Below are 18585 nucleotides of genomic sequence, written 5' to 3'. Positions count from 1 at the left end.
TGGACGACTGCGCGCGGCGATGCCCGCGAGGGGCGTCAACAGGCCCCGGAACGACGGAAAACCGAACCGCGCGCAGGGCACGCGTCGCAGGTGCGGGGAGATGTACGGCGGCGCATGGGTGACGGCGCGCTGCGCGGCGGCGCACCGGGGCGGGGAGGGTGCGGCGGCGCGAGAGTGACGGAGATGTACGGCGACGCGCCAGGAGCAGGAGGGGTGCGGCCTCACATGCCGTGCCGATGTCGGCGCGTGTCAGTGCCGTTCAGTGCCGGGCGATCCGATGGGGAGAGCGGTGCCGGGGCGGCAGGAGATATCTGTCCCGCGTCAGGCGAACACACCTGGATGACGCCGCGTGCCGTGGGGATGACGGTCGCGGAGATCGCGGCGCCGTGCCGGTACGGCATGGCCGCCTGAGCGCGGGACCGGGCTGTGCCGGTGATGACCGCCTGTCAGCGGCGGCCGCCGAACAGCGAGCGGCGCAGTCGCCGCAGTGGTGCGAAGAGCGAGACCCGGCTCACTCGCGCGCCCCTGCCGCTGCGCTCGTGCGCGACGTCACGCGAGGTGAGCTCACGCATCAGCGACGTCGCCTCGGCCGTCTCGCGCTGCGGGACGGCGGGACCGCCCAGCACCGAGAGATGACGGTCGAGGCGCGAGCTGGTCGCGCTGCTCCCGCAGGTGATCGCAGGCACACGTGGCCTGCTGCGCACTGTTATCTGTTCCATGTCACTCCCCACCCGTACGAGGGCACCCGGCCCGGGCAGGTTAACCCTATCGCCCCGCCGTGACACTCGTGTATCCCGGTCGCAGGATTCACCTCCCCTATAAGGAGGTTGACGATTACTCACCGAATTTAACTTAATCCAGGGCGAGTTGGACATGGCGGTCAGGAACGGGCACGTCCGGAACGTGGGCGATCTCACGGACCTGGGCTAGCTTTGTGGAGAATCGCACCGCTACGGATGGGGGGTCGCCCGTGAGCGAGAGTCCGGGCCGTCGAGAGACCGGTGGAGCGCGTGTGATCGCGGGACGCTACCGGCTGCTGAGCCCCTTGGGCGAGGGCGGGATGGGCACCGTCTGGCGCGCCCGGGACGAGGTCCTGGGCCGCGAGGTCGCCGTCAAGGAGGTGCGCGCCCCGGCCGGGCTCCCGACGAGCGAGGTCGACCGGATGTACGCGCGCCTGGAGCGTGAGGCCTGGGCGGCGGCCCGCATCTCGCACCGGAACGTGGTCACCGTGTACGACGTGGCGACCGAGGAGGGCCGCCCCTGGATCGTGATGGAACTGGTGCGCGGGCTCTCCCTGTCCGACCTCCTGGACGCCGAGGGGCCGCTGCCCCCGCGGCGCGCGGCGCATATCGGGGCCGAGGTGGTCTCCGCGCTGCGCGCCGCGCACGAGGCCGGCGTCCTGCACCGGGACGTGAAGCCGGGCAACGTACTGATCGCGAACGACGGACGCATCGTCCTGACCGACTTCGGCATCGCCACGGTCGAGGGCACTTCGGCGATCACGATGACGGGCGAGGTGATCGGATCGCCCGAATTCCTCGCTCCGGAGCGGGCGTTGGGGCGCGTCCCGGGCCCCGAGTCCGACCTGTGGTCGCTCGGGGTCCTGCTGTACGCGGCCGTCGAGGGGCAGTCGCCGTTCCGCCAGGAGACGCCGCTGAACACGCTGCGGGCGGTCGTGGACGAGGAACTGCCGCCCGCCCGCCACGCGGGACCGCTGGCGCCCGTCATCGAGGGGCTGTTGCGCAAGGATCCGGCCGAGCGGACGCCGGCGGCCGACGCCGAGCGCGATCTGCGGCTGGTGGGCGCGGGCGGGACACCTCGCGCGGGTACGGTCCTTGCGTCCCCGGAGTCGGCGCCGACGCAGACGTCGTGGCAGGGAACGCCGCCGACCCCCGTCCCTGCGGGATTCACCTCGGGGCAAGGCGCGGCCCCCTCCCCGGATCCGGCCACGCCGCATCCGGAACGCCCCCGCCGCTCCGTCTCCATCCTGCTGGCCGGTGTCGTGGCACTGCTCCTGGTGCTCGGGGTCCTCACGTACGCGCTGATGAACAGGGACGGCGGGGGCGACAACTCCGGGACCGACAGCGCACGTTCCGGCGGAAGCACCTCCAGCGCCCCGCGCAGCCCGTCGGACGATGATTCGAAGGGTGGCGGAGCGGGATCGCCCAGCGGGGACGACGCCGGCGGCAAGGGCACCGGCGCAGAGCACTCGACGCCGCCGCAGCAGTCCGTGCGCGTCAGCGTCTCGGCGGTGCGCGGGAGTTACAGCGGCACCTGCCCGCCACCGGGAGGGGAGGCTCCGGCCTTTCGGGCGACCTTCACGGTGGGCCGCGCGCCGGTCGACGTCCAGTACCGCTGGGTGACGGAGAGCGGCGAGTCGAGCGACCCGGGGTGGAAGACGCTCAGCTTCACGTCCGGCGGCCCGAGGGCCAGGTCGGTCGACCACGTCGAGACGGGCTACACGGACGGGGCCACGCTCCACAACCGGGTGAGTGTGGAGGTGCGCGACCCCGTCCGTGCCACGTCCGACTCGGTGGCCTACTCGGTGACGTGCACGACGGAGTCCCCTACGAGCGGGACCTCCCCCTCGCCGTCATCGTCGCCCTAGGTGAGCGGACGTACAGGGCGGTACTGGAAGTTCTAGGCGGCCGCGCTGAACACGGGGAGGTAGCCGCCGGACTGGCCGGCCGCGGTGGGGTGGTAGGACTCGCCGGGGTCCAGCCAGTTGACGCTGTGCAGCCAGGCGCTGCCCGAGCAGATCTCGTGACCGGTGAAGGTCGAGGTCACGTTGCCGAACGTGAAGCCGTGGTCGGCGGCCCGCTTGGCGGTGGTGGAGTTGATCAGGTCGGCCGCACCGTTGATCGCGGCGCGCTCGGTCTCGGTCAGGCCCGCGACGCAGCTGCCGTTGAGCTGGTAGAAACGCGGGTAACCCAGGACGACGACATGGGCGGCCGGTGCCCTCGCGGTGATCGCGGAGTACACCGAGTCGAGCTGGGCGGGCAGGGTGTTCTGGACGTACGCCTTGGCCTGGTTGACGCGGGCGACACAGCTCGACTCGGACTGCAGGACGCAGGTGGTCATGACGTCCGAGAAGCCCGCGTCGTTGCCGCCGATCGACAGCGAGACGAGGCCGGTGCCGGGGCCGAGCGGGCCCAGCTGTCCGGCGAGAACGTCACCTGTGCGAGCGCCCGAGCAGGCGGTGAAGCTGAAGCTCGACGGCGAGTGGGCCGCCGCCCAGAGTGCGGGATAGGCCTTCGTGCTGCGCTTGCAGGAGCCGCTGGAGCTGTCGTAGCTGCCGGAACCCACGCCGGACGAGTACGAGTCGCCGAGAGCCACATAGCCCGTGGCCGCTGCCTGTTCGGATGCCTGGGCCGCTGTCGCTCCGGTGAGGGCCACGCCGGCCGCGAAGAGGATTGAGGTCACGTACGCCGTAATTCGGGAACGTCTCATGAAAACCTCCTTTAGCAGGATCTCTGCCACAACTGTGGTAGCACGCCCCACAGTTCACGGGAAGTGTTCATGTCAATCTTTTCCCGTACGCCTCATGAGAGTTCGCCCGGTGTTCGATTGCAGGTACATGTCAGGCTTATGACATACCCTCAACTTCCTTGCGCTACGCCCGTAGACCGACCCGTCTCAACTGGAGGACGGCGGTCCGGCCCACCGACTCGCCCTCGCCGAGCAAGGCGGTGAGCCACCACCGTCCTGCCCCCGAATGCCCCCATGACGTCCCATCAAGGACAGAGGCAACCACGGTCCTTCGCGGAGGTGAAGACGCCACCGTCACAAGGACGTCACGAGGAACAGGAGCGGGCCGCCGTGCGGGCAAGCGTGTGACGCGCTGCGGAAATCCCGTGCGGGAGCACCGTGCGTGGCAGATCATGGCGGCATGTCTGCGAACCCACACGACGCGCTGCCGATCCGGCTCAACGTCGACGACAGCGACTCTCCGCCCGACGTCGTCGACGCGCTGTTCCTCGGTCGTTTCGCGACGGGCGAGCAGCCGCACTCGCACGCGGCGAACATCGACCGAGTGCGGTCGGGGGCCACGCTCCTGCCGCCCGACGCGGTGGTCCTGCGCTCCGCGCGCGACGACGACCGCAGCGCGACGCTCGCCGAGGGCGACGGCTGGACCGTCCTCGTCTCCCGCTGGAACAGAGGCGCCGACGTCACGGTGACGGCGACCACCGCGGAGCTCGCCGAGAAGGTGCTCGGCCAGGCCACGGACGGCGCCGCCGACGAGCCCGAACCCCAGCCGGAGAACGTGACGATGGGGTTCTGGTACGTCTCGCCCCGGCGCGGGCCGCACCGCACCACGCGGCAGATCTCGGCCGGCACGTGGGACGAGGTGCGGGAGAACTACACGGCCCCGGTGGCCGGGGCCATGGACCAGCTGATGAAGACCACCCCGCAGGACATCGCGGGCCGGCTGCTCCTGCTGCACGGGCCGCCCGGCACGGGCAAGACGTCCGCGCTGCGCACGCTGGCCCGGTCGTGGCGGGACTGGTGCCAGGTGGACTGCGTACTGGACCCGGAGCGGCTGTTCTCCGACGTCGGCTACCTCATGGACATCGCGATCGGCGAAGACGACGGCACGGCGAAGGGCCGCTGGCGCCTCCTCCTGCTGGAGGACTGCGACGAACTCATCCGCGGCGAGGCCAAGCACACGGCGGGGCAGGCACTCTCACGCCTGCTCAACCTGACGGACGGCCTGCTCGGGCAGGGACGGAACGTGCTGGTCGGCGTCACGACGAACGAGGACCTGGAACGTCTCCACCCGGCGGTCGTACGCCCCGGCCGCTGCCTGGCCCGTATCGAGGTCGGCCCCCTCACCCACCGCGAGTCGGTGGACTGGCTCGGCAGCGAGGAGGGCGTGGGCCGCGAAGGCGCGACGCTCGCCGAGCTCTACGCGCTGCGCCGCGGCATCAGCCCGGCGTCGGTCCCGGACCAGCGCGACGCGGCGGACGCGGGGCTGTACCTCTAGGAGCTCAGGCCCTGGACGCCCGGGGCCGCCGTCCGGTCACCCCTTGTCCCCGTACGACGCCCGCAGCGCGTCCCGTACCGCGGCGAGCGCCTGCGACTCGGACAGGCCGAGGCGGCGGGCCCGTTCCGCGAACACGCCGGCCGCAGCCGAGGCCTCCCGGGCCGAGGCGTCACCCGCGGCGGCGACGAATGTGCCGTTGCGGCCGCGCGTCTCGATCACGCCGTCCGACTCGAGCGCCCGATACGCCTTGGCCACCGTGTTGGCGGCCAGGCCGAGCGTCTCGGCGAGCCCGCGCACCGTCGGCAATTTGTAGCCGACGGGCAGGGTCCCGGAGAGGGCCTGTCCGGCGATCTGGGCCCGCACCTGTTCGTAGGGCGCCGTCGCCGCGCCCGCATCGATGTCGATCTTCAAAGTCACGGGCCGATTGTCCCGCACCCCGGAAAAATGGGAGGCATCTCGGCACGCCCCGCGCGTAGCGTGCGGCCGTATGACTGTGATCGTCCGGGCCCTGCGGCCCGAGGACGCGGCTGCGTTCGCCCGGGTGCGCCGCGCCGCACTGCCCGCCATGCTCGCCACCGCCGAGTCGGTCGCCTTCGATCTGGCGCACGCCCATCCGGACGCCCGGTACCGGCCGCTGGTCGCCGAGACCGACGGCGAGGTCATCGGCACCGCGCAGGTCGGGATCGCGTACGACAGCCCGGACCCGGGCCAGGGCTATGTGAACGTCTATGTGGACCCCGGGCACACCGGGCTCGGAGCCGGGTCCCACATCCTGCGCGCGGCGGAGGAGTATCTCGCCGGTGAGGGCGCCGTCGCCGTGTACTCATGGGTGCTCGACACCCCGCGGGACCGGGCGTTCGCCGCCCGCCGCGGCTACCGGGCGAGCCGGCCGGCCCACTTCCTCCGCCTCGATCTGGCGCACGGCACGCTGCCCCCGCTCGCCGCGCCGCCGGCCGGAGTGACGCTGCGGACCGGCGCGGACTTCGCGGACGACCCGCGTCCGCTGTTCGACCTGGACGCGGAGACGGTGAGCGACGAACCGAGCGACGTGGCCACGGAGTTCACGGACTACGAGCACTGGCTCGACGAGACCTGGCACCATCCGCTGACCGACCACGAACTGACCTCGGTGGCCGTGGCCGACGGCCGGCCCGTGGCGTTCAGCCTGGCCCGCACCGACGACGAGACCCGCTACACGTCGGGCATGACCGGCACCGCGCGGGAGTTCCGCGGCCGCGGCCTGGCCAAGCTGGCCAAGAACGACTCCCTGCACCGCGCCCGCGAGGCGGGCATCACGGAGGCGTTCACGGGCAACGACGCGGGGAACGGCCCGATGCTCGCGATCAACAAATGGTTCGGCTACGAGATCTGTGCCACGGAGGTACGCCATGTCCGCACCCTCACCTGAGACGGCCGAGACGCTCGAGGTCGTGCTCCTCAAGGCGGGCCGCACGAAGATCCGTTACCCCGCGGACGTCGTTCGCGACGACGGCACGCGCGTGACCGTCACCGCCGCCTGGGCCTCCCCCGGGGTCAGGGACTTCGGGTTCGTGCGCTTCGGGCCGGGCGACGTCTTCACCGAGCACTACTGGCGGGACCGGTGGTACGCGGTCAAGGAGGTGCGCACCGGCGGCGGCACGCTCAAGGGCTGGTACTGCGACGTGACCCGGCCGGCGGTCCGCGAGGGCGGCGAACTCGTCGTGGAGGATCTCGACCTCGACCTGTGGGTCTCGGCGGACGGCGGCGACGTACTGCGGCTCGACGAGGACGAGTTCGCGGAGAGCGGGCTCGCGGAGAGCGACCCGCACGCGGCGGCGGCCGCGCTCCGCGCCCTCGACGACCTCGAACTCCTCGCGCGCTCCGAGGGGTTCGGCCGACTGCTCGCCTAGGGCCTGTCGTTGGGGTCAGGCCGAACCAGGGAGCGGGTGCCGGTGCCGTGTCTCGCAAGGCGGAGGAAAGATCCCACGCGGAGCGTCGACGACGGACGACAACGCCGCGAGGCACGGTGCCGGCACCCGTGAGCCCGGCTGATCCAAACGACAGGTCCTAGGGTCCTACGGTCGCGACCACCGCGTACCGGTCGTCCTCGACCTGTCTCCCCCACAGCAGCGCGTCGCCGGAGAGCGGTTCGTGCCGGACGTGGGCGGCGAGCGGGGCGAGGGTGCCGATGAGCCGGGGCGCCGGGATGCCGACCGGGCTGAGCGTTCCCCACACGCCCTCCACCAGGATCAGCCGGCCGCCGGGCCGCAGCAGCGACAGCCAGTGCGCGAGGGCGCCGTCGAGGTCGGGCAGGGTCCACGCGACGTGCCGCACCAGGACGACGTCGAAGGTCTCGCCCGCGACGGGCGGCGCCGCGGCGTCCCCGACGAGCACCCGGGCGGCGCGGCCGGCGAGCTTGGCGCGCGCGAGGTCGACCATGGCGGGCGACAGGTCGACCGCGGTCACGCTGTGTCCCTGGTCGGTGGCGAGCAGCGACAGGCTGCCCGTACCGCAGCCCAGGTCGAGCAGTGCGCAGGGGTGGTCCGGCAGCCAGTCCCGCAGGCGCGCGGCCCAGGCCCCGCGCACGGCGGGATCACGCAGACCGTGGTCGGGTTCGTCGTCGAAGGCCGCGGCCTCGGCGTCCCAGTCGACCCGTTCGAGGGGCGCCATGTCCCGGTTCGTGGTGTCCTCGCTCATCCTCATGCCCAGATCGTGACACCTGCCACTGACAATCACGCTTCGATGCGTCACCCTCCGGGGAACACGTCTACAGCGGTACCGCAGTGGAACCGGGGTAGGCACAGGAGGCAGTCATGCGCCGTGTGACCATCAACAAGCCCGTGGCGAAGACCAGCACCACCCGCCGGCAGCAGCAGGAAGACGCCGCCGAGCGCCGCCACGACCGTCCGGAAGTGCGCAAGGACATCCGGCGCACGTGGTGGCCCGACGAGTGAGCGGGCCGGGTGGCCGGCGCCCGGCCGAGGGCGCCAGCAGCCCCCGCGAGGCTCGAACGCGAAAACCCCTCGGCTTCACGCCCGGCGTCATCCCGCGCTGCGGAAGTCCAGCATGTAGAAGACCTTGTCGTAGCGTCGTTCACCGACGGCGACGAAATCTGGAAGCCGGCCGTATTCGGTGAAGCCCAACGACCGGTAGAGGCGCAGGGCATTGCCGTTGTCGCCACGTGCGTCCAGAGTCAGAACCTCGATCCCTGCCCGCCGGGCGTCCGCGACCAAGGCAGTCACCAGGGCCCGTCCGACACCGCGGCCTTGGGCGGCGGCGCCCACCGCGACCTTCTCCAGGTCGGCGTGCGGGCGATGTGTCGGCCTCGCATAGCGCTGCCAGTAGCCCAGCCCGACCAGCTGACGGCCGATGTACGCGGCGCGCAACGCGGCGTTGCCCGCATGCGCCTCCGACGTGACACGGTCGAGGAGTTCGGCCACCTCGCCTCGCGACGGAGGATCGACCCACCCGAGTGCGGCACCTTCACGGACCAGGTCCGCCAGGATCCGGTGCGCCGACTCTTCGAACCGGGCGTCGAGATCCGGGGCCGACATCACTGCCGCGATGTCGAGAACGAGGGGCTCTCGGGTCCCGTTGTCGGTGATGGCCGTATGCATGACCATCAGCATAGTCAGCGACGTAGCTGACACCCCCGTAGCCTCGGTCCGGGCCCGTTCCGCCGACAAGCCGACCAGCAAGGCACCAGGCCATGCCAGGTCGAACAGCGCCCCGACGGCCGGAGGTTGAGGGACCCGGCGCGGCGGGAGGGAGTTCGACCTGGTGGCCGTGAAAGCCGGCGACCGCATCGGCCGGACTGGCCGCGCGTGCTGGACTTGGGTGCGGGCCCTCGAAGCCACGACCGCATCACGAGCGTCCCGCAGCGGGCCGCGGAGTTCCGCGCTTCACGGAAACGGAACAGGACCGGGGCTCCTCCTCTGGCAACAGATCGGTGATCAGCCTTATTAGTTCAAGGCGAATTTCAGCGCGGGAACCGAGTGCCCGGAGTTGCTCGCAGGGATCTTCCAACGGAAAACGGTGCCGTCGCCGTCGACATAGATGAGGGTGCCACCCCTCTCGGCTGCGGAAATGTCGAAGACAGCTACGTCCTGGTGAATCTCGTCGCGGGTAAAGACCGGCCCGCCTTCGCTGAATCCGATGGGAGCGACCTTTTTCGCGGCCTTGCTGTTCCTCGCCGTGACGGTGTGCCCACTCGCGGCCTTCCATCGCAAGCCGCCCTGTTCGGCTGCTGTCGTCACACGCGACTTGGTCCGATTCCTGGACAGGTAGTTGACTACGGCGAAGAGGCCGTGCTCAGGAGCGCCGAAGCTGGTGCCGTCGGCGTAGACGACCGTGTCCGGGGTGATCTGGGCCCGCCCGCGGCCGCCGACACCTGCGGTATCGGCGCTCTGCCCCAACTTGAGCGCGGTGCGCGGGCTCGGCTGAGGCGTACTCCGGTCGTCGCTGCCCGTGCAGGCCGTAAGGCTCAGACAGCAGGCAGCCGCGAGCGCGGAAGCGGTGACGAGGTTGCGCATGTTCCCCCCAGTAGGAGCAGGCAATGAAGCACACTCTTCTTCCATAGCCGAGGAGCCAGCCCTTCCGAAGAGGGCCGCATAGCCGTGGCCAGCCTACGGACCTGACCACCCCCCAACACCCAAGGGTTACGCGCCCCTTGGAACGGCGCCCGGTCACGGCGCGGGCTCAACTGTCCGGACCTGTCACCCCGTTGCCGCTGCAGGACGAGCCGCAGGAGGTCTCGGATGCCAGGGACGCCGCACGTCTCGCACGTGCGCGCCCGGACGAGCACGTTCCCGCGGGTGAGCGTGACGGCCCCTGCAGCTCTCCCGGCTACGCTCGCGAGGGACCGCCCCGCGGCGCGTGGCTGCGGGGCGCCTTGTGGGGTTCAGTCGACCATCTCTCCGTTGTGCATACCGCCGTTGCAGACGTTGGCCGCCAGATCGGGCATTCCCCCGCCCTCCCTGCACTGAGAAGGGGTGACGGTGGTTGGGGCACCCTGTGCAGGCGCGGTGGCGCTGGCGGCGCCTGTGAGGCCGAGTCCGGCGAGGGCTGCCGTGGCGATGACGGCGGGGAGGATTCGTCGAATGCGCATTTGATTCCCCTTTCACGGATTGTCCCGGTTGGGGCACTAATCAGCTTAATCGCCATGCGGATGACCCGTCATGTTGCGCCATTCGGGTGACGGTGCTGTCGGGCACGGGGTCGGCGACGCGACCCGTCGGACAGGTCCTGGTGCTTGCTCACCGTCCCGCACCGTGCCCCGCGTCCGACGGTGGCGGGACGTCACGGAGCGCCAGCGGTCGGTACTCGCCGCGACGAACCGCGCCCTCACATGAAGATCTGAAGCGCCTGTCCAGTGACGGCGAAGGTCGAATGTGTGCCACCGAACCTTGGCGGCGGCGCGTTTGTGCCATCGAAGGCTGCTCGGGGTGGGATCGCCTTCTGAGAGCGGGCGATCTCGTACCGGCGGTGCCCCGCGAGACGACCCTTGACGCCCGAGACTTCGTGCAGGCCCGTCCACGTCGGTTGCCATGGGTAGAGCGTCTCCGGAGAGCCGGACGGGGAGCCGAACACCGCGACATCTACTGGATTCCAGTGAACCGTGACGGACTGGTTCACCCACAGCACGCAGGTCACCGGGCTCTGCGCAAACGCCCAGCCTGAGCCGCCGATTAGCCCTCCCTTAACCGCACCATAAAGATCGCCATCACCCGCCCTCAGCAGGCGATTCCACGGTTTTCAGGGGCTAGCTTTCTCACCGCCGGGGCCGTCGTCGCGGCCCGTCCCCCCACCCCTGAACCGCCGTTGAGGAGTTCCACTCATGACAGTTCGCCGCAAGGCCGCCGCGTTCGCCGTCGCAGGTGCCGTCCCGTTCGCCCTGACCGCGCTGGCCGCCGCGCCCGCGTCGGCGCACGGTTCGATGACGGATCCGGTGAGCCGCGTCTCCGCCTGCTACGCCGAGGGGCCGGAGAGCCCGCAGTCCGCGGCGTGCAAGGCCGCCGTCGCGGCCAGTGGAGCGCAGGCCTTCTACGACTGGAACGCGGTCAACATCGCGAACGCCGCGGGCAAGTCGAAGGAGATCATCCCCGACGGCAAGCTGTGCAGCGCGGGCAACGACAAGTACAAGGGGCTCGATCTTCCGCGCGCCGACTGGCCTTCGAGCCCGATGTCGGCGGGCAGTCACACGTTCCACTACAAGGGAACGGCCCCGCACAAGGGGTCGTTCGAGCTGTACATCACCAAGGACTCGTACGACCCGACGAAGCCGCTGAAGTGGTCGGACCTGGAGGCGCAGCCCTTCGTCAAGGTCACCGACCCGAAGATGGAGAACGGCGACTACGTCTTCGACGGTGACGTCCCGGCGCGGTCGGGCCGCCACCTCATCTACTCGATCTGGCAGCGCTCGGACTCCCCCGAGGCCTTCTACACCTGCTCCGACGTGGTGTTCGGCAAGGACAGCGGGGCCGGCGCGGCCGCTCCCACCGCTTCGGCGCCCTCCGACCAGGAGATCGCGGACGGCGCCGGCAAGTCGTCCGTGGAGCACCACCACGATGCCGCCGGGGGCAGTGCCGAGCCGCAGGCCGAGGAGTCCGCGGCGCCGGCCGCCGACGCCTCGGCGGGCGACAACGGTCCCGAGGCGAAGGGTGGTGTCACGAAGCCTCTCGCCGACGGGAACCTCGCCGAGACCGGCGGCGACAGCACCACCCCGTACATCGCGATGGGCGGCGCCGCGGTCCTGGCGGTCGGCGCGGCGACGATGTTCGCGTCGGTGCGGCGCCGCTCCGTGGCGGGCGGCCGTCACAGCCGCTGACCGCTCACAGCCGGGCCGCCGTCTCCCTGCCCATGACGGGAGACGGCGGCCCTTTGTCCTGGTGGCTGTTTGGCCTCAACTCACCGCCGAGGCACAGGTGGTGGGGGTGGCGTGGGCCGGGTCGAGGGCGTTCGCGACCTCGTGGAAGGCGACGCGGTCGATGGTGCCGATGGCGACGTGCTCGGACAGGTCGACGGCGCACAGGTCCTGGAGTTTGACGTTGTGGACGTCGGGGCCGCTCAGGAACTGGGTGCCGTACGGGGTGACGACCTCGTCGTACTTGGTCGCGATGACGGTGTAGTGGACGCCGGGGACGGTGTCGCCGCCCTGGTTGAGCTTGGTGATGAACGGGGAGCCCGCCATCTGGTCGGCGAGGCCGGGGGTGGCGAGGGTCAGCAGGTCGCCGGCTCCGGGGAAGTACGGCAGGAGATTGGTCAGGCCGTTCAGGGTGGTGCCGTGGTTGTCGGGTGCGATACCGACGAGAGAGTTCACCTTCGCGGCGCCGCCGAGGAACTTGAGGTAGTAGCGGGGCATCATGCCGCCCTGCGAGTGGCCGACGAGGTCGGCCTTGGGGGCGCCGGTGGCGGCGAGCACCTTGTCCACGAACGTGTCGAGCTGGGCCGCCGACTTGTCGATCGGGCCGAGGCCGTTGAACAGCGGGACGCCGGGCAGCTGTCCGTAGTCGAGCGAGAAGACGCAGTAACCGCGGTCCACCAGGTAGGGGGCGAGGACCAGCCAGTTGTCGACGGAGTTCCCGAAGGTGCCGTGGACGAGGACGACGGGGCGCGGGTGGGCGGCGGACGGCTTGCAGTGGTAGTTGTTCCAGCCGCTGCTGGGGGCGGTGTCGGCGTGGGCGGCGGCGGGGACCGCGGTGGCCGCGGCCGTGAGCAGCAGGGCCGCGGTCAGGGATCTGACCGCTCGTTTCCAGTTCCGGGGCAGCATCGTGTGATCTCCTTGCGGCTCAAGGGAGTTGCGATGTGGGGTGCGTGCCCTGTGATCCGGATCACGAGGATGCTGTACTGCCCGTTAAATTACGCGCCAGTAGTAAAAGAGTGAAGTTACGCGTCAGTAAAAACTCTCCGTGTCGCCTGGACGCTCCCGGTACTGACGCGATGTCACCAGGTGGGCCTGATGGGCCCGTCGGGCGCGACGGCGGCCAGCTGGTCGAGCAGCGCGCGGGCCCTGCGCTCACCGAGCCGCTCGACCCACGGTCGCACCGCGTCGGCGGCGGACTCCTCCGCGGCCCGCGCGCACGCCCAGCCGCGTTCGGTCATGACGACGAGCCGGGCGCGGGCGTCGTCGGGGTGGGGCCGGCGCTCGGCGTAGCCCTTGCGCACCAGCTCGTCGACGAGCTGGCTCGCGGCCTGCTTGGTGACCCCCAGATGCGCGGCGAGGTCGGTGGCGGTCGCGCCGTCCCGGGAGAGCCGCGCGAAAGCGAATCCGTGTGCGGGCCGCAGACCTTCGAAGCCGCGGGCGACGACCCCTTCGTGGATGCGTTGCGTCAGCTCGCCCGCGGCGGAGAGCAGGGCGGCGGAGAGGGCCATGGCCTCGGAGTTCTGCACGGAGTCATTCAAACACCCTTGACGATTTGGTCAAGTAGCCTGACCATGTAGTCAATCCACTTGACCATTTGAGCCGCTTGGCCGGCCGATCAACCGAGGAGTCGCATGCCAGTCGTCCGCGCGTCCGAGGCCACCGTCCACGAGATGCACGGTGTCCGTTTCGTCTCGTACGCCAAGCCCGCCACCGGCAGCAAGGAACTGTGCGCCTGGCGGGCCGAGATCCCGGCGCGCACCCCGGGCGTCGCCCACACGGTGTCCCGCGAGGAGATCCTGCACGTGCTCAGCGGCAGCCTGCGTTTCACGGTCGACGGGCGCACGGACACGCTCGCCGCCGGCGACACCGCGATCGTCAACCCCGGCGCGACCCTCACCGTCGAGAACCCGGGCGACCTGCCCGCCACCATGTGGGTCACGACGTCCGTGGGCCTGGAGGCCGTACTGGTGGACGGCACGCGCGTCACTCCGCCCTGGGCTCGGTAGAGGCTCACGCCGCGAGCCGACCGGGCACGATCGCCCCGGGTCCGAACCGCGCCCGGGCCCGGTCGGCCACCGCCTCCAGCGCCCGCGCCCTCTCGTCCGCGGGGTCGAAGGTCAGCTGGTGGGCACAACCCTCCACCGGGCGGAGCCCCTCCGCCCGCAGTCCGAGTCCTCGCACCCTGGCCCGCTGCAGGCCGAGCGCCTCGTACATCCGGTACGCGGCCGTGGACAGCGCGGCCGTGTGCGCGGTGGGCTCGGGGAGCGTACGGCTGCGAGTCGTCGTGGACCGGTCGGCGTAGCGGACGGTGAGGGTCAGCGAGCGGCACACCTGCTTCCCGTCGCGGAGCCGGGCGCCCAGCTCGTCGGCGAGGGAGAGCAGGGCGCGACGGTGGCGGTACGGGTCGAGTTCGTCGCGCGGGAAGGGGCGTTCGGCGGCGGTGGACCGTGTGGCGGCGTTGGGGGTGACACGGGTGCGGTCGACGCCGCGCGCCTTCTCGTGCAGTTCACGGCCGACGCGGGCGGTGGTGAGCCGTTGCAGGGTGCCCTGTGGGGCGGCCGCCACCCTGTCGAGGGTGTCGAGCCCGTACTCGCACAGGGTGCGGGCGGTGGCGGCGCCGACGCCGGGCAGCGCGGCGACCGGCTGCCCGGCGAGGAACTCCGCCACGGCGCCGGGGTCTCCCGGCACCACCCTGGTCACCCCGGGCGAGGCCGTCCGCGCCGCCATCCGCGCCAGCATCGGGCCGGGGCCCGCGCCGATCACGCACTCCACCCCGTACAGGGCGAGCGCCCGCACCCTGATCACCGCGGCGAGTTCGACGGCGTCCCGTCCGAAGTAGCGCACCGCCCCGCCCAGGTCCACGAGGGCCGCGTCGGGCGGCAGCGCCTCGACCGTCGGGCTGAACTCGCCCAGCAGACCGATCAGTCGGGGCAGCGCCGCCTCGTACATGGGCGCCAGCAGGAACCGTACGTACAAAGTGGTCATCCCGCGCTCCCGGGGCTCTGGTGCCACAGTTTGCGCGGTGGCCCCGACCGGCCGTCGCCCGCCGGGCGCAGGTCCGCCCAGGGGTGCATCTCGTATCCGGTGGCCATGTGGATGCGGCGGCCGTCGACCGGGTCGTCCTCGCCGGACGGCGGCTGTTCGGGCGGCTCCGCCAGACGCAGCGCCACCGCGTCGAGACCGCCCTGGCGGCGCACCTCCACCAGGTCCGCGAGGTTCCACGCTGCCGCGCCCACCACGCTGAGGCTGCGCGGGCCGCGCCGCTGGACCGTGCCGCGGACGAGGAGCAGCCACGAGTGGAAGACGGTGTGCGCGCACGCGGCGTGCGCGTCGTCGAAGAAGGCCAGGTCGACCAGGCCCGTGCCGTCGTCCAGGGTCGTGAAGATGACGCGCTTGCCGGAGCGGATCGGCGGGGTCTGCGTGGCGACCTTGGCGCCCGCGACCAGTACGACCCTGCCGTGCTCGGCCTCGCGCAGGCGGCGCGCCGTCAGCACCCCCAGCTCTTCGAGGAACTTCTCGTGGTCACCCATGAGATGGCGGGAGGCGTCCATCCCGAGGACCCCGAGTTCGGCACTGAGCCGCTCGGCGTCGCCGAGGTCGGGCAGGCCGGCCGGCGCGGTCCCGTGGCCGCCGGACAGGGGCAGTTGGGCGCCGCGGGCGCCCCGGGACCCGCGCGTTCCCCGGTGCAGTTCCGTCAGGTGCAGTTGCAGGTCACGCCGGTTGGCGCCGAACGCGTCGAGCCCGCCGACCTGGGCGAGCCGCTGCGCGAGGGGCCGGCTGGGCCTCGCCCGCTCCCAGAAGTCGAGCAGCGAGGAGTACGGCTGCCCCTCCTCGATGCGGGCGGCTTCGGCCTCGCTGATGCCGTGCACGTCGGAGAGCGCGAGCCGCACGCCCCACTTCTCCTCCTTTTCGCGAGCGTCATCCTGGTGACCGCCGCTCTTGTGACCGCCGGCCTTGTGGCCACCGCCCCCTTTATCAGACACCAGTTCGATACGGTGGGCGACCGCGGACTTGTTCACGTCCAGCGGAAGGACCGGCACCCCGCGGCGCCGCGCGTCCGCGAGGATCAGCCGCTTCGGATACATCCCGGGGTCGTGCGTGAGCAACCCCGCGTAGAAAGCCGCCGGGTGATGGGCCTTCAGCCACGCCGACTGGTAGGTCGGCACCGCGAAGGCGACGGCGTGCGCCTTGCAGAACCCGTACGACCCGAAGGCCTCGACGATCTCCCAGGTGCGGGCGATGGTCTCGGCGTCGTATCCGTGCGCCGCCGCCTGCTGTGCGAACCAGAACCGGATGCGCCCCTGCGCATCGGGGTCGGACAGTCCCCGCCTGACCCGGTCCGCCTCGTCGCGGCCGCATCCCGTCATGATGTTCACGATCTCGATGATCTGCTCATGGAAGACGACGACCCCGTACGTCTCCTTCAGGGGCCCCTCCAGGTCGCGGTGCGGATAGCGGACCGGGGCGCGCCCGTGCCGCGCCTCGATGAACGGCCGCACCATGTCGGCGGCGACGGGACCCGGGCGGAACAGCGAGATGTCCACCACGAGGTCGTGGAAGGTGGCCGGCTGGAGCCGTCCCACCAGGTCCCGCTGGCCCGGCGACTCGATCTGGAAACAGCCCAGCGTCTCGGTGGACTTGATGAGCCGGTACGTCTCCGGGTCACCGGGCGCCACGGCGTCCAGGTCCACCGTGGAGCCGGTCGCCCGCTCGGTCTCCGCGACCGCGTGTGCCATCGCCGACTGCATCCGCACCCCGAGGACGTCGAGCTTGAGCAGGCCGAGGTCCTCGACGTCCTCCTTGTCGAACTGCGACATGGGGAAGCCCTCGCCGCTGGTCGGCACGACGGGTGTGCGGGCGAGCAGCGAGGCGTCCGAGAGCAGCACCCCGCACGGGTGCATGGCGATACCGCGCGGCAGCGCGTCGAGCGCCTCGACCAGCTCCCACATGCGTCCGTACCTGTCCCCGGCCCGCCTGGACTCCCCTGCCAGTTCCCGCAGTTCGGGCAGTTCCTCCAGCGCGGCCCGCGCGTCGCGGGCCCTGATGTGCGGGAAGGACTTGGCGATCCGGTCGATGTCGGCCGGGTCCATGGACAGGGCGGCGCCCACATCGCGTACGGCATGGCGGACGCGGTACGTCTCCGGCATCGAGACGGTCGCGACGCGCTCGGCGCCGAACCGGTCGATGATCGCCCGGTAGACCTCCAGGCGCCGGGCCGACTCCACGTCGATGTCGATGTCGGGCAGGACGGAGCGGCGCTTGGACAGGAACCGCTCCATGAGCAGGCCGTGTTCGACCGGGTCCGCGTGCGCGATGCCGAGCAGATGGTTGACCAGGGACCCGGCGCCGGAGCCGCGCGCGGCGACCCGGATGCCCATGCCCCGTACGTCGTCGACGACTTGGGACACCGTCAGGAAGTACGTGGCGAAGTCGTGGTGGGCGATGATGTCCAACTCGCGGTGCATCCGCTCCCAGTACTCCCGTTTCCGGTCGTACCCGAGGCGCAGCATCCCCGCCGCCGCCCGCGAGGCGAGGACCCGCTGTGCGGTGCGGCGGCCGGCGCCGACGAGCCGCGGTTCGGGGAAGTGCACGGAGCCGATGCCGAGGTCGTCCTCGGGATCGACGCGGCATTCCGCAGCCGCGGTGTCGGTCTGTTCGAGCAGCCGGTACGCGGCGTCGCGGCGGAAGCCCGCCGCCTCCACCACCCGTTCGGCCGTCATCAGCATGGCGTCGGCGTCCTTCAGCCAGCGCTCTCCGCTGTCGAGTTCCTTCCGGGGGTCGACCGGGACGAGGCGGCGTGCGGCGTCGAGGACGTCGGCGACCGGACCGAGGCCCTGGTCGGCGTACCGGACGTCGTTGGTGAGGACGGGGCGGATGCCCTGTTCGGCGGCGAAGCCGACGGTGCGGGCGGCCAGGCGCAGGGATCCGGGGCCCGTGCCCTCGCGGCCGTGGTGGACGGCCTCGAGGCGCAGGGCGTCGCCGTAGATCTCGCGCCAGGGGGCGAGGAGACGCGCGGCCCGGTCGGGGCGGCCCGCGGCGAGCGCGCGTCCGACGTCGGACGCGGGTCCGAGCAGCACGGTCAGGCCGTCGCCGTGGTTGTCCTCCCAGGTCAGCCGGGTCTCGCCGGTGGCGTGGGCGGCGGTGACCAGACGGCACAGGGAGGCCCAGCCCCTCGCTCCGTCGCGGGCGAGGAAGGTCACGCGCGGGGTCGACTCGTCGATGAAGGCACCACCGCGCACGGGCTGCCTGCGCCGCTCGGCCGGGGCGCGGCCCGGTGCGGCCGATCCGGCCGGCGAGGGGCCGCTCACCGCGAGGTCCGTCCCGAACAGCGGCCGCACCCCTGCCTTGACGCAGGCCTTGGCGAACCTGACCGAGCCCGCGAGGGTGTCCCGGTCGGTGAGGGCGAGCGCGTCCATGCCCCGCTCGGAGGCACGCCCGGCCAGCCGCTCCGGGTGCGAGGCCCCGTACCTGAGGGAGAACCCGGAAGCGGTGTGCAAATGCGTGAACCCTGGCACACGCACCTCCTGCACACCTCGAACCGACCTGCTCTCGCCTCCCCACCACCACCATAGACCAAGTATCGAACATGCGTACGATCCCCGAGTGAGGCCGCTGCCCCGGGCACCCGTTCAGCCCCACCCCGCCTGCGCAGGGACCGGGCTCCCCGGACCGTGAGGGGATGACCCAGACAGCCGACACCCCGCCCGGGCACCCGCGCGAGCCCTTCCTCGACGAGGTGAAGAGCGCCGTCACACCGCGG

The 18585-nt window shown here is 71.5% G+C and carries 18 protein-coding genes; 7 read left to right on the top strand and 11 right to left on the bottom strand.

What is annotated here, in order from left to right; genetic code table 11:
• Positions 1-446: 446 nt before the first annotated feature.
• Positions 447-719, bottom strand: a complete 273-nt coding sequence (locus tag ACFC96_RS27930) for a hypothetical protein (RefSeq protein WP_376256997.1) — start codon at positions 717-719, stop codon at positions 447-449.
• A 293-nt stretch (positions 720-1012) separates the two neighbouring features.
• Between ACFC96_RS27930 and ACFC96_RS27925 the strand changes: the two genes are divergently transcribed.
• Positions 1013-2608 carry a protein kinase gene (locus ACFC96_RS27925; protein WP_376614693.1) on the top strand — a complete coding sequence of 532 codons (1596 nt, stop codon included), beginning with the start codon at positions 1013-1015 and terminating at the stop codon, positions 2606-2608.
• Positions 2609-2640: 32 nt separating this feature from the next.
• On the opposite strand, the gene ACFC96_RS27920 is transcribed toward ACFC96_RS27925, so the two are convergent.
• Positions 2641-3450 (bottom strand): SGNH/GDSL hydrolase family protein, encoded by an 810-nt coding sequence (locus ACFC96_RS27920; protein WP_376256993.1) that lies wholly within the window; start codon positions 3448-3450, stop codon positions 2641-2643.
• A gap of 439 nt (positions 3451-3889) precedes the next feature.
• Here ACFC96_RS27920 and ACFC96_RS27915 point away from each other — a divergent pair, with 439 nt between their 5' ends.
• Positions 3890-4984, top strand: a complete 1095-nt coding sequence (locus ACFC96_RS27915) for a DUF5925 domain-containing protein (RefSeq protein ID WP_376614691.1) — start codon at positions 3890-3892, stop codon at positions 4982-4984.
• Between the two features lie 36 nt (positions 4985-5020).
• On the opposite strand, the gene ACFC96_RS27910 is transcribed toward ACFC96_RS27915, so the two are convergent.
• Complete coding sequence (locus ACFC96_RS27910) at positions 5021-5401, bottom strand: GntR family transcriptional regulator (protein ID WP_376256990.1); 381 nt, start codon at positions 5399-5401, stop codon at positions 5021-5023.
• A 70-nt stretch (positions 5402-5471) separates the two neighbouring features.
• Here ACFC96_RS27910 and ACFC96_RS27905 point away from each other — a divergent pair, with 70 nt between their 5' ends.
• Together ACFC96_RS27905 and ACFC96_RS27900 are read left to right on the top strand one after the other, a co-directional pair.
• Positions 5472-6392, top strand: a complete 921-nt coding sequence (locus tag ACFC96_RS27905) for a GNAT family N-acetyltransferase (RefSeq protein WP_376614689.1) — start codon at positions 5472-5474, stop codon at positions 6390-6392.
• Positions 6373-6873 carry a DUF402 domain-containing protein gene (locus tag ACFC96_RS27900; protein WP_376256986.1) on the top strand — a complete coding sequence of 167 codons (501 nt, stop codon included), beginning with the start codon at positions 6373-6375 and terminating at the stop codon, positions 6871-6873. The genes ACFC96_RS27905 and ACFC96_RS27900 overlap by 20 nt, the downstream gene beginning before the upstream one ends.
• 157 nt (positions 6874-7030) lie before the next feature.
• Here ACFC96_RS27900 and ACFC96_RS27895 read toward each other — a convergent pair whose 3' ends face one another.
• Positions 7031-7666, bottom strand: coding sequence for a class I SAM-dependent methyltransferase (locus ACFC96_RS27895; RefSeq protein ID WP_376614687.1), 636 nt, complete (start codon positions 7664-7666; stop codon positions 7031-7033).
• A 110-nt stretch (positions 7667-7776) separates the two neighbouring features.
• Here ACFC96_RS27895 and ACFC96_RS27890 point away from each other — a divergent pair, with 110 nt between their 5' ends.
• Entirely contained in the window at positions 7777-7917 is a 141-nt protein-coding gene (locus ACFC96_RS27890) for a hypothetical protein (RefSeq protein WP_326713761.1), read from the top strand.
• An 87-nt stretch (positions 7918-8004) separates the two neighbouring features.
• On the opposite strand, the gene ACFC96_RS27885 is transcribed toward ACFC96_RS27890, so the two are convergent.
• From ACFC96_RS27885 to ACFC96_RS27875, 3 genes are all read right to left on the bottom strand, one after another.
• Positions 8005-8580 (bottom strand): GNAT family N-acetyltransferase, encoded by a 576-nt coding sequence (locus ACFC96_RS27885; protein ID WP_376614685.1) that lies wholly within the window; start codon positions 8578-8580, stop codon positions 8005-8007.
• Positions 8581-8925: 345 nt separating this feature from the next.
• Positions 8926-9495: a hypothetical protein gene (locus ACFC96_RS27880; protein WP_376614683.1), complete on the bottom strand. Its 570-nt coding sequence runs from the start codon at positions 9493-9495 to the stop codon at positions 8926-8928.
• A 368-nt stretch (positions 9496-9863) separates the two neighbouring features.
• On the bottom strand, positions 9864-10070 hold the full coding sequence (locus ACFC96_RS27875; RefSeq protein WP_376256980.1) for a hypothetical protein: 207 nt from the start codon (positions 10068-10070) through the stop codon (positions 9864-9866).
• Between the two features lie 729 nt (positions 10071-10799).
• Between ACFC96_RS27875 and ACFC96_RS27870 the strand changes: the two genes are divergently transcribed.
• Positions 10800-11789: a lytic polysaccharide monooxygenase gene (locus ACFC96_RS27870; protein ID WP_376256978.1), complete on the top strand. Its 990-nt coding sequence runs from the start codon at positions 10800-10802 to the stop codon at positions 11787-11789.
• Positions 11790-11864: 75 nt separating this feature from the next.
• Here the strand turns inward: ACFC96_RS27870 and ACFC96_RS27865 are convergent, their stop codons facing one another.
• Both ACFC96_RS27865 and ACFC96_RS27860 read right to left on the bottom strand, forming a co-directional pair.
• Positions 11865-12731 (bottom strand): esterase/lipase family protein, encoded by an 867-nt coding sequence (locus ACFC96_RS27865; protein WP_376614681.1) that lies wholly within the window; start codon positions 12729-12731, stop codon positions 11865-11867.
• A gap of 173 nt (positions 12732-12904) precedes the next feature.
• Positions 12905-13351 carry a MarR family winged helix-turn-helix transcriptional regulator gene (locus ACFC96_RS27860; protein WP_376256974.1) on the bottom strand — a complete coding sequence of 149 codons (447 nt, stop codon included), beginning with the start codon at positions 13349-13351 and terminating at the stop codon, positions 12905-12907.
• A gap of 105 nt (positions 13352-13456) precedes the next feature.
• On the opposite strand from ACFC96_RS27860, the gene ACFC96_RS27855 reads away from it, so the two are divergent.
• Positions 13457-13831 carry a cupin domain-containing protein gene (locus ACFC96_RS27855; protein WP_376614679.1) on the top strand — a complete coding sequence of 125 codons (375 nt, stop codon included), beginning with the start codon at positions 13457-13459 and terminating at the stop codon, positions 13829-13831.
• A 4-nt stretch (positions 13832-13835) separates the two neighbouring features.
• On the opposite strand, the gene ACFC96_RS27850 is transcribed toward ACFC96_RS27855, so the two are convergent.
• Positions 13836-14810 carry a hypothetical protein gene (locus tag ACFC96_RS27850; protein ID WP_376614677.1) on the bottom strand — a complete coding sequence of 325 codons (975 nt, stop codon included), beginning with the start codon at positions 14808-14810 and terminating at the stop codon, positions 13836-13838.
• Positions 14807-18340 carry a DNA polymerase III subunit alpha gene (locus ACFC96_RS27845; protein ID WP_376614675.1) on the bottom strand — a complete coding sequence of 1178 codons (3534 nt, stop codon included), beginning with the start codon at positions 18338-18340 and terminating at the stop codon, positions 14807-14809. The genes ACFC96_RS27850 and ACFC96_RS27845 overlap by 4 nt, the downstream gene beginning before the upstream one ends.
• Positions 18341-18585: the final 245 nt, after the last annotated feature.

It is taken from the genome of Streptomyces sp. NPDC055955, assembly GCF_042270245.1.
In the GTDB taxonomy this organism is placed as follows: Bacteria; Actinomycetota; Actinomycetes; order Streptomycetales; family Streptomycetaceae; genus Streptomyces.
The sequence above is the reverse complement of the archived record's forward strand: the minus strand, read 5'-3'. Positions and strand labels throughout refer to the sequence as shown.

Excerpts from the sequence above, each read along its gene's own strand:
- ACFC96_RS27900 (WP_376256986.1), top strand. The coding sequence starts at position 6,373 with ATGTCCGCACCCTCACCTGAGACGGCCGAGACGCTCGAGGTCGTGCTC.
- ACFC96_RS27895 (WP_376614687.1), bottom strand. The coding sequence starts at position 7,666 with ATGAGGATGAGCGAGGACACCACGAACCGGGACATGGCGCCCCTCGAA.
- ACFC96_RS27850 (WP_376614677.1), bottom strand. The coding sequence starts at position 14,810 with ATGACCACTTTGTACGTACGGTTCCTGCTGGCGCCCATGTACGAGGCG.
- ACFC96_RS27865 (WP_376614681.1), bottom strand. The coding sequence starts at position 12,731 with ATGCTGCCCCGGAACTGGAAACGAGCGGTCAGATCCCTGACCGCGGCC.
- ACFC96_RS27855 (WP_376614679.1), top strand. The coding sequence starts at position 13,457 with ATGCCAGTCGTCCGCGCGTCCGAGGCCACCGTCCACGAGATGCACGGT.
- ACFC96_RS27890 (WP_326713761.1), top strand. The coding sequence starts at position 7,777 with ATGCGCCGTGTGACCATCAACAAGCCCGTGGCGAAGACCAGCACCACC.
- ACFC96_RS27920 (WP_376256993.1), bottom strand. The coding sequence starts at position 3,450 with ATGAGACGTTCCCGAATTACGGCGTACGTGACCTCAATCCTCTTCGCG.
- ACFC96_RS27930 (WP_376256997.1), bottom strand. The coding sequence starts at position 719 with ATGGAACAGATAACAGTGCGCAGCAGGCCACGTGTGCCTGCGATCACC.
- ACFC96_RS27870 (WP_376256978.1), top strand. The coding sequence starts at position 10,800 with ATGACAGTTCGCCGCAAGGCCGCCGCGTTCGCCGTCGCAGGTGCCGTC.
- ACFC96_RS27905 (WP_376614689.1), top strand. The coding sequence starts at position 5,472 with ATGACTGTGATCGTCCGGGCCCTGCGGCCCGAGGACGCGGCTGCGTTC.
- ACFC96_RS27880 (WP_376614683.1), bottom strand. The coding sequence starts at position 9,495 with ATGCGCAACCTCGTCACCGCTTCCGCGCTCGCGGCTGCCTGCTGTCTG.
- ACFC96_RS27915 (WP_376614691.1), top strand. The coding sequence starts at position 3,890 with ATGTCTGCGAACCCACACGACGCGCTGCCGATCCGGCTCAACGTCGAC.
- ACFC96_RS27885 (WP_376614685.1), bottom strand. The coding sequence starts at position 8,580 with ATGCATACGGCCATCACCGACAACGGGACCCGAGAGCCCCTCGTTCTC.
- ACFC96_RS27875 (WP_376256980.1), bottom strand. The coding sequence starts at position 10,070 with ATGCGCATTCGACGAATCCTCCCCGCCGTCATCGCCACGGCAGCCCTC.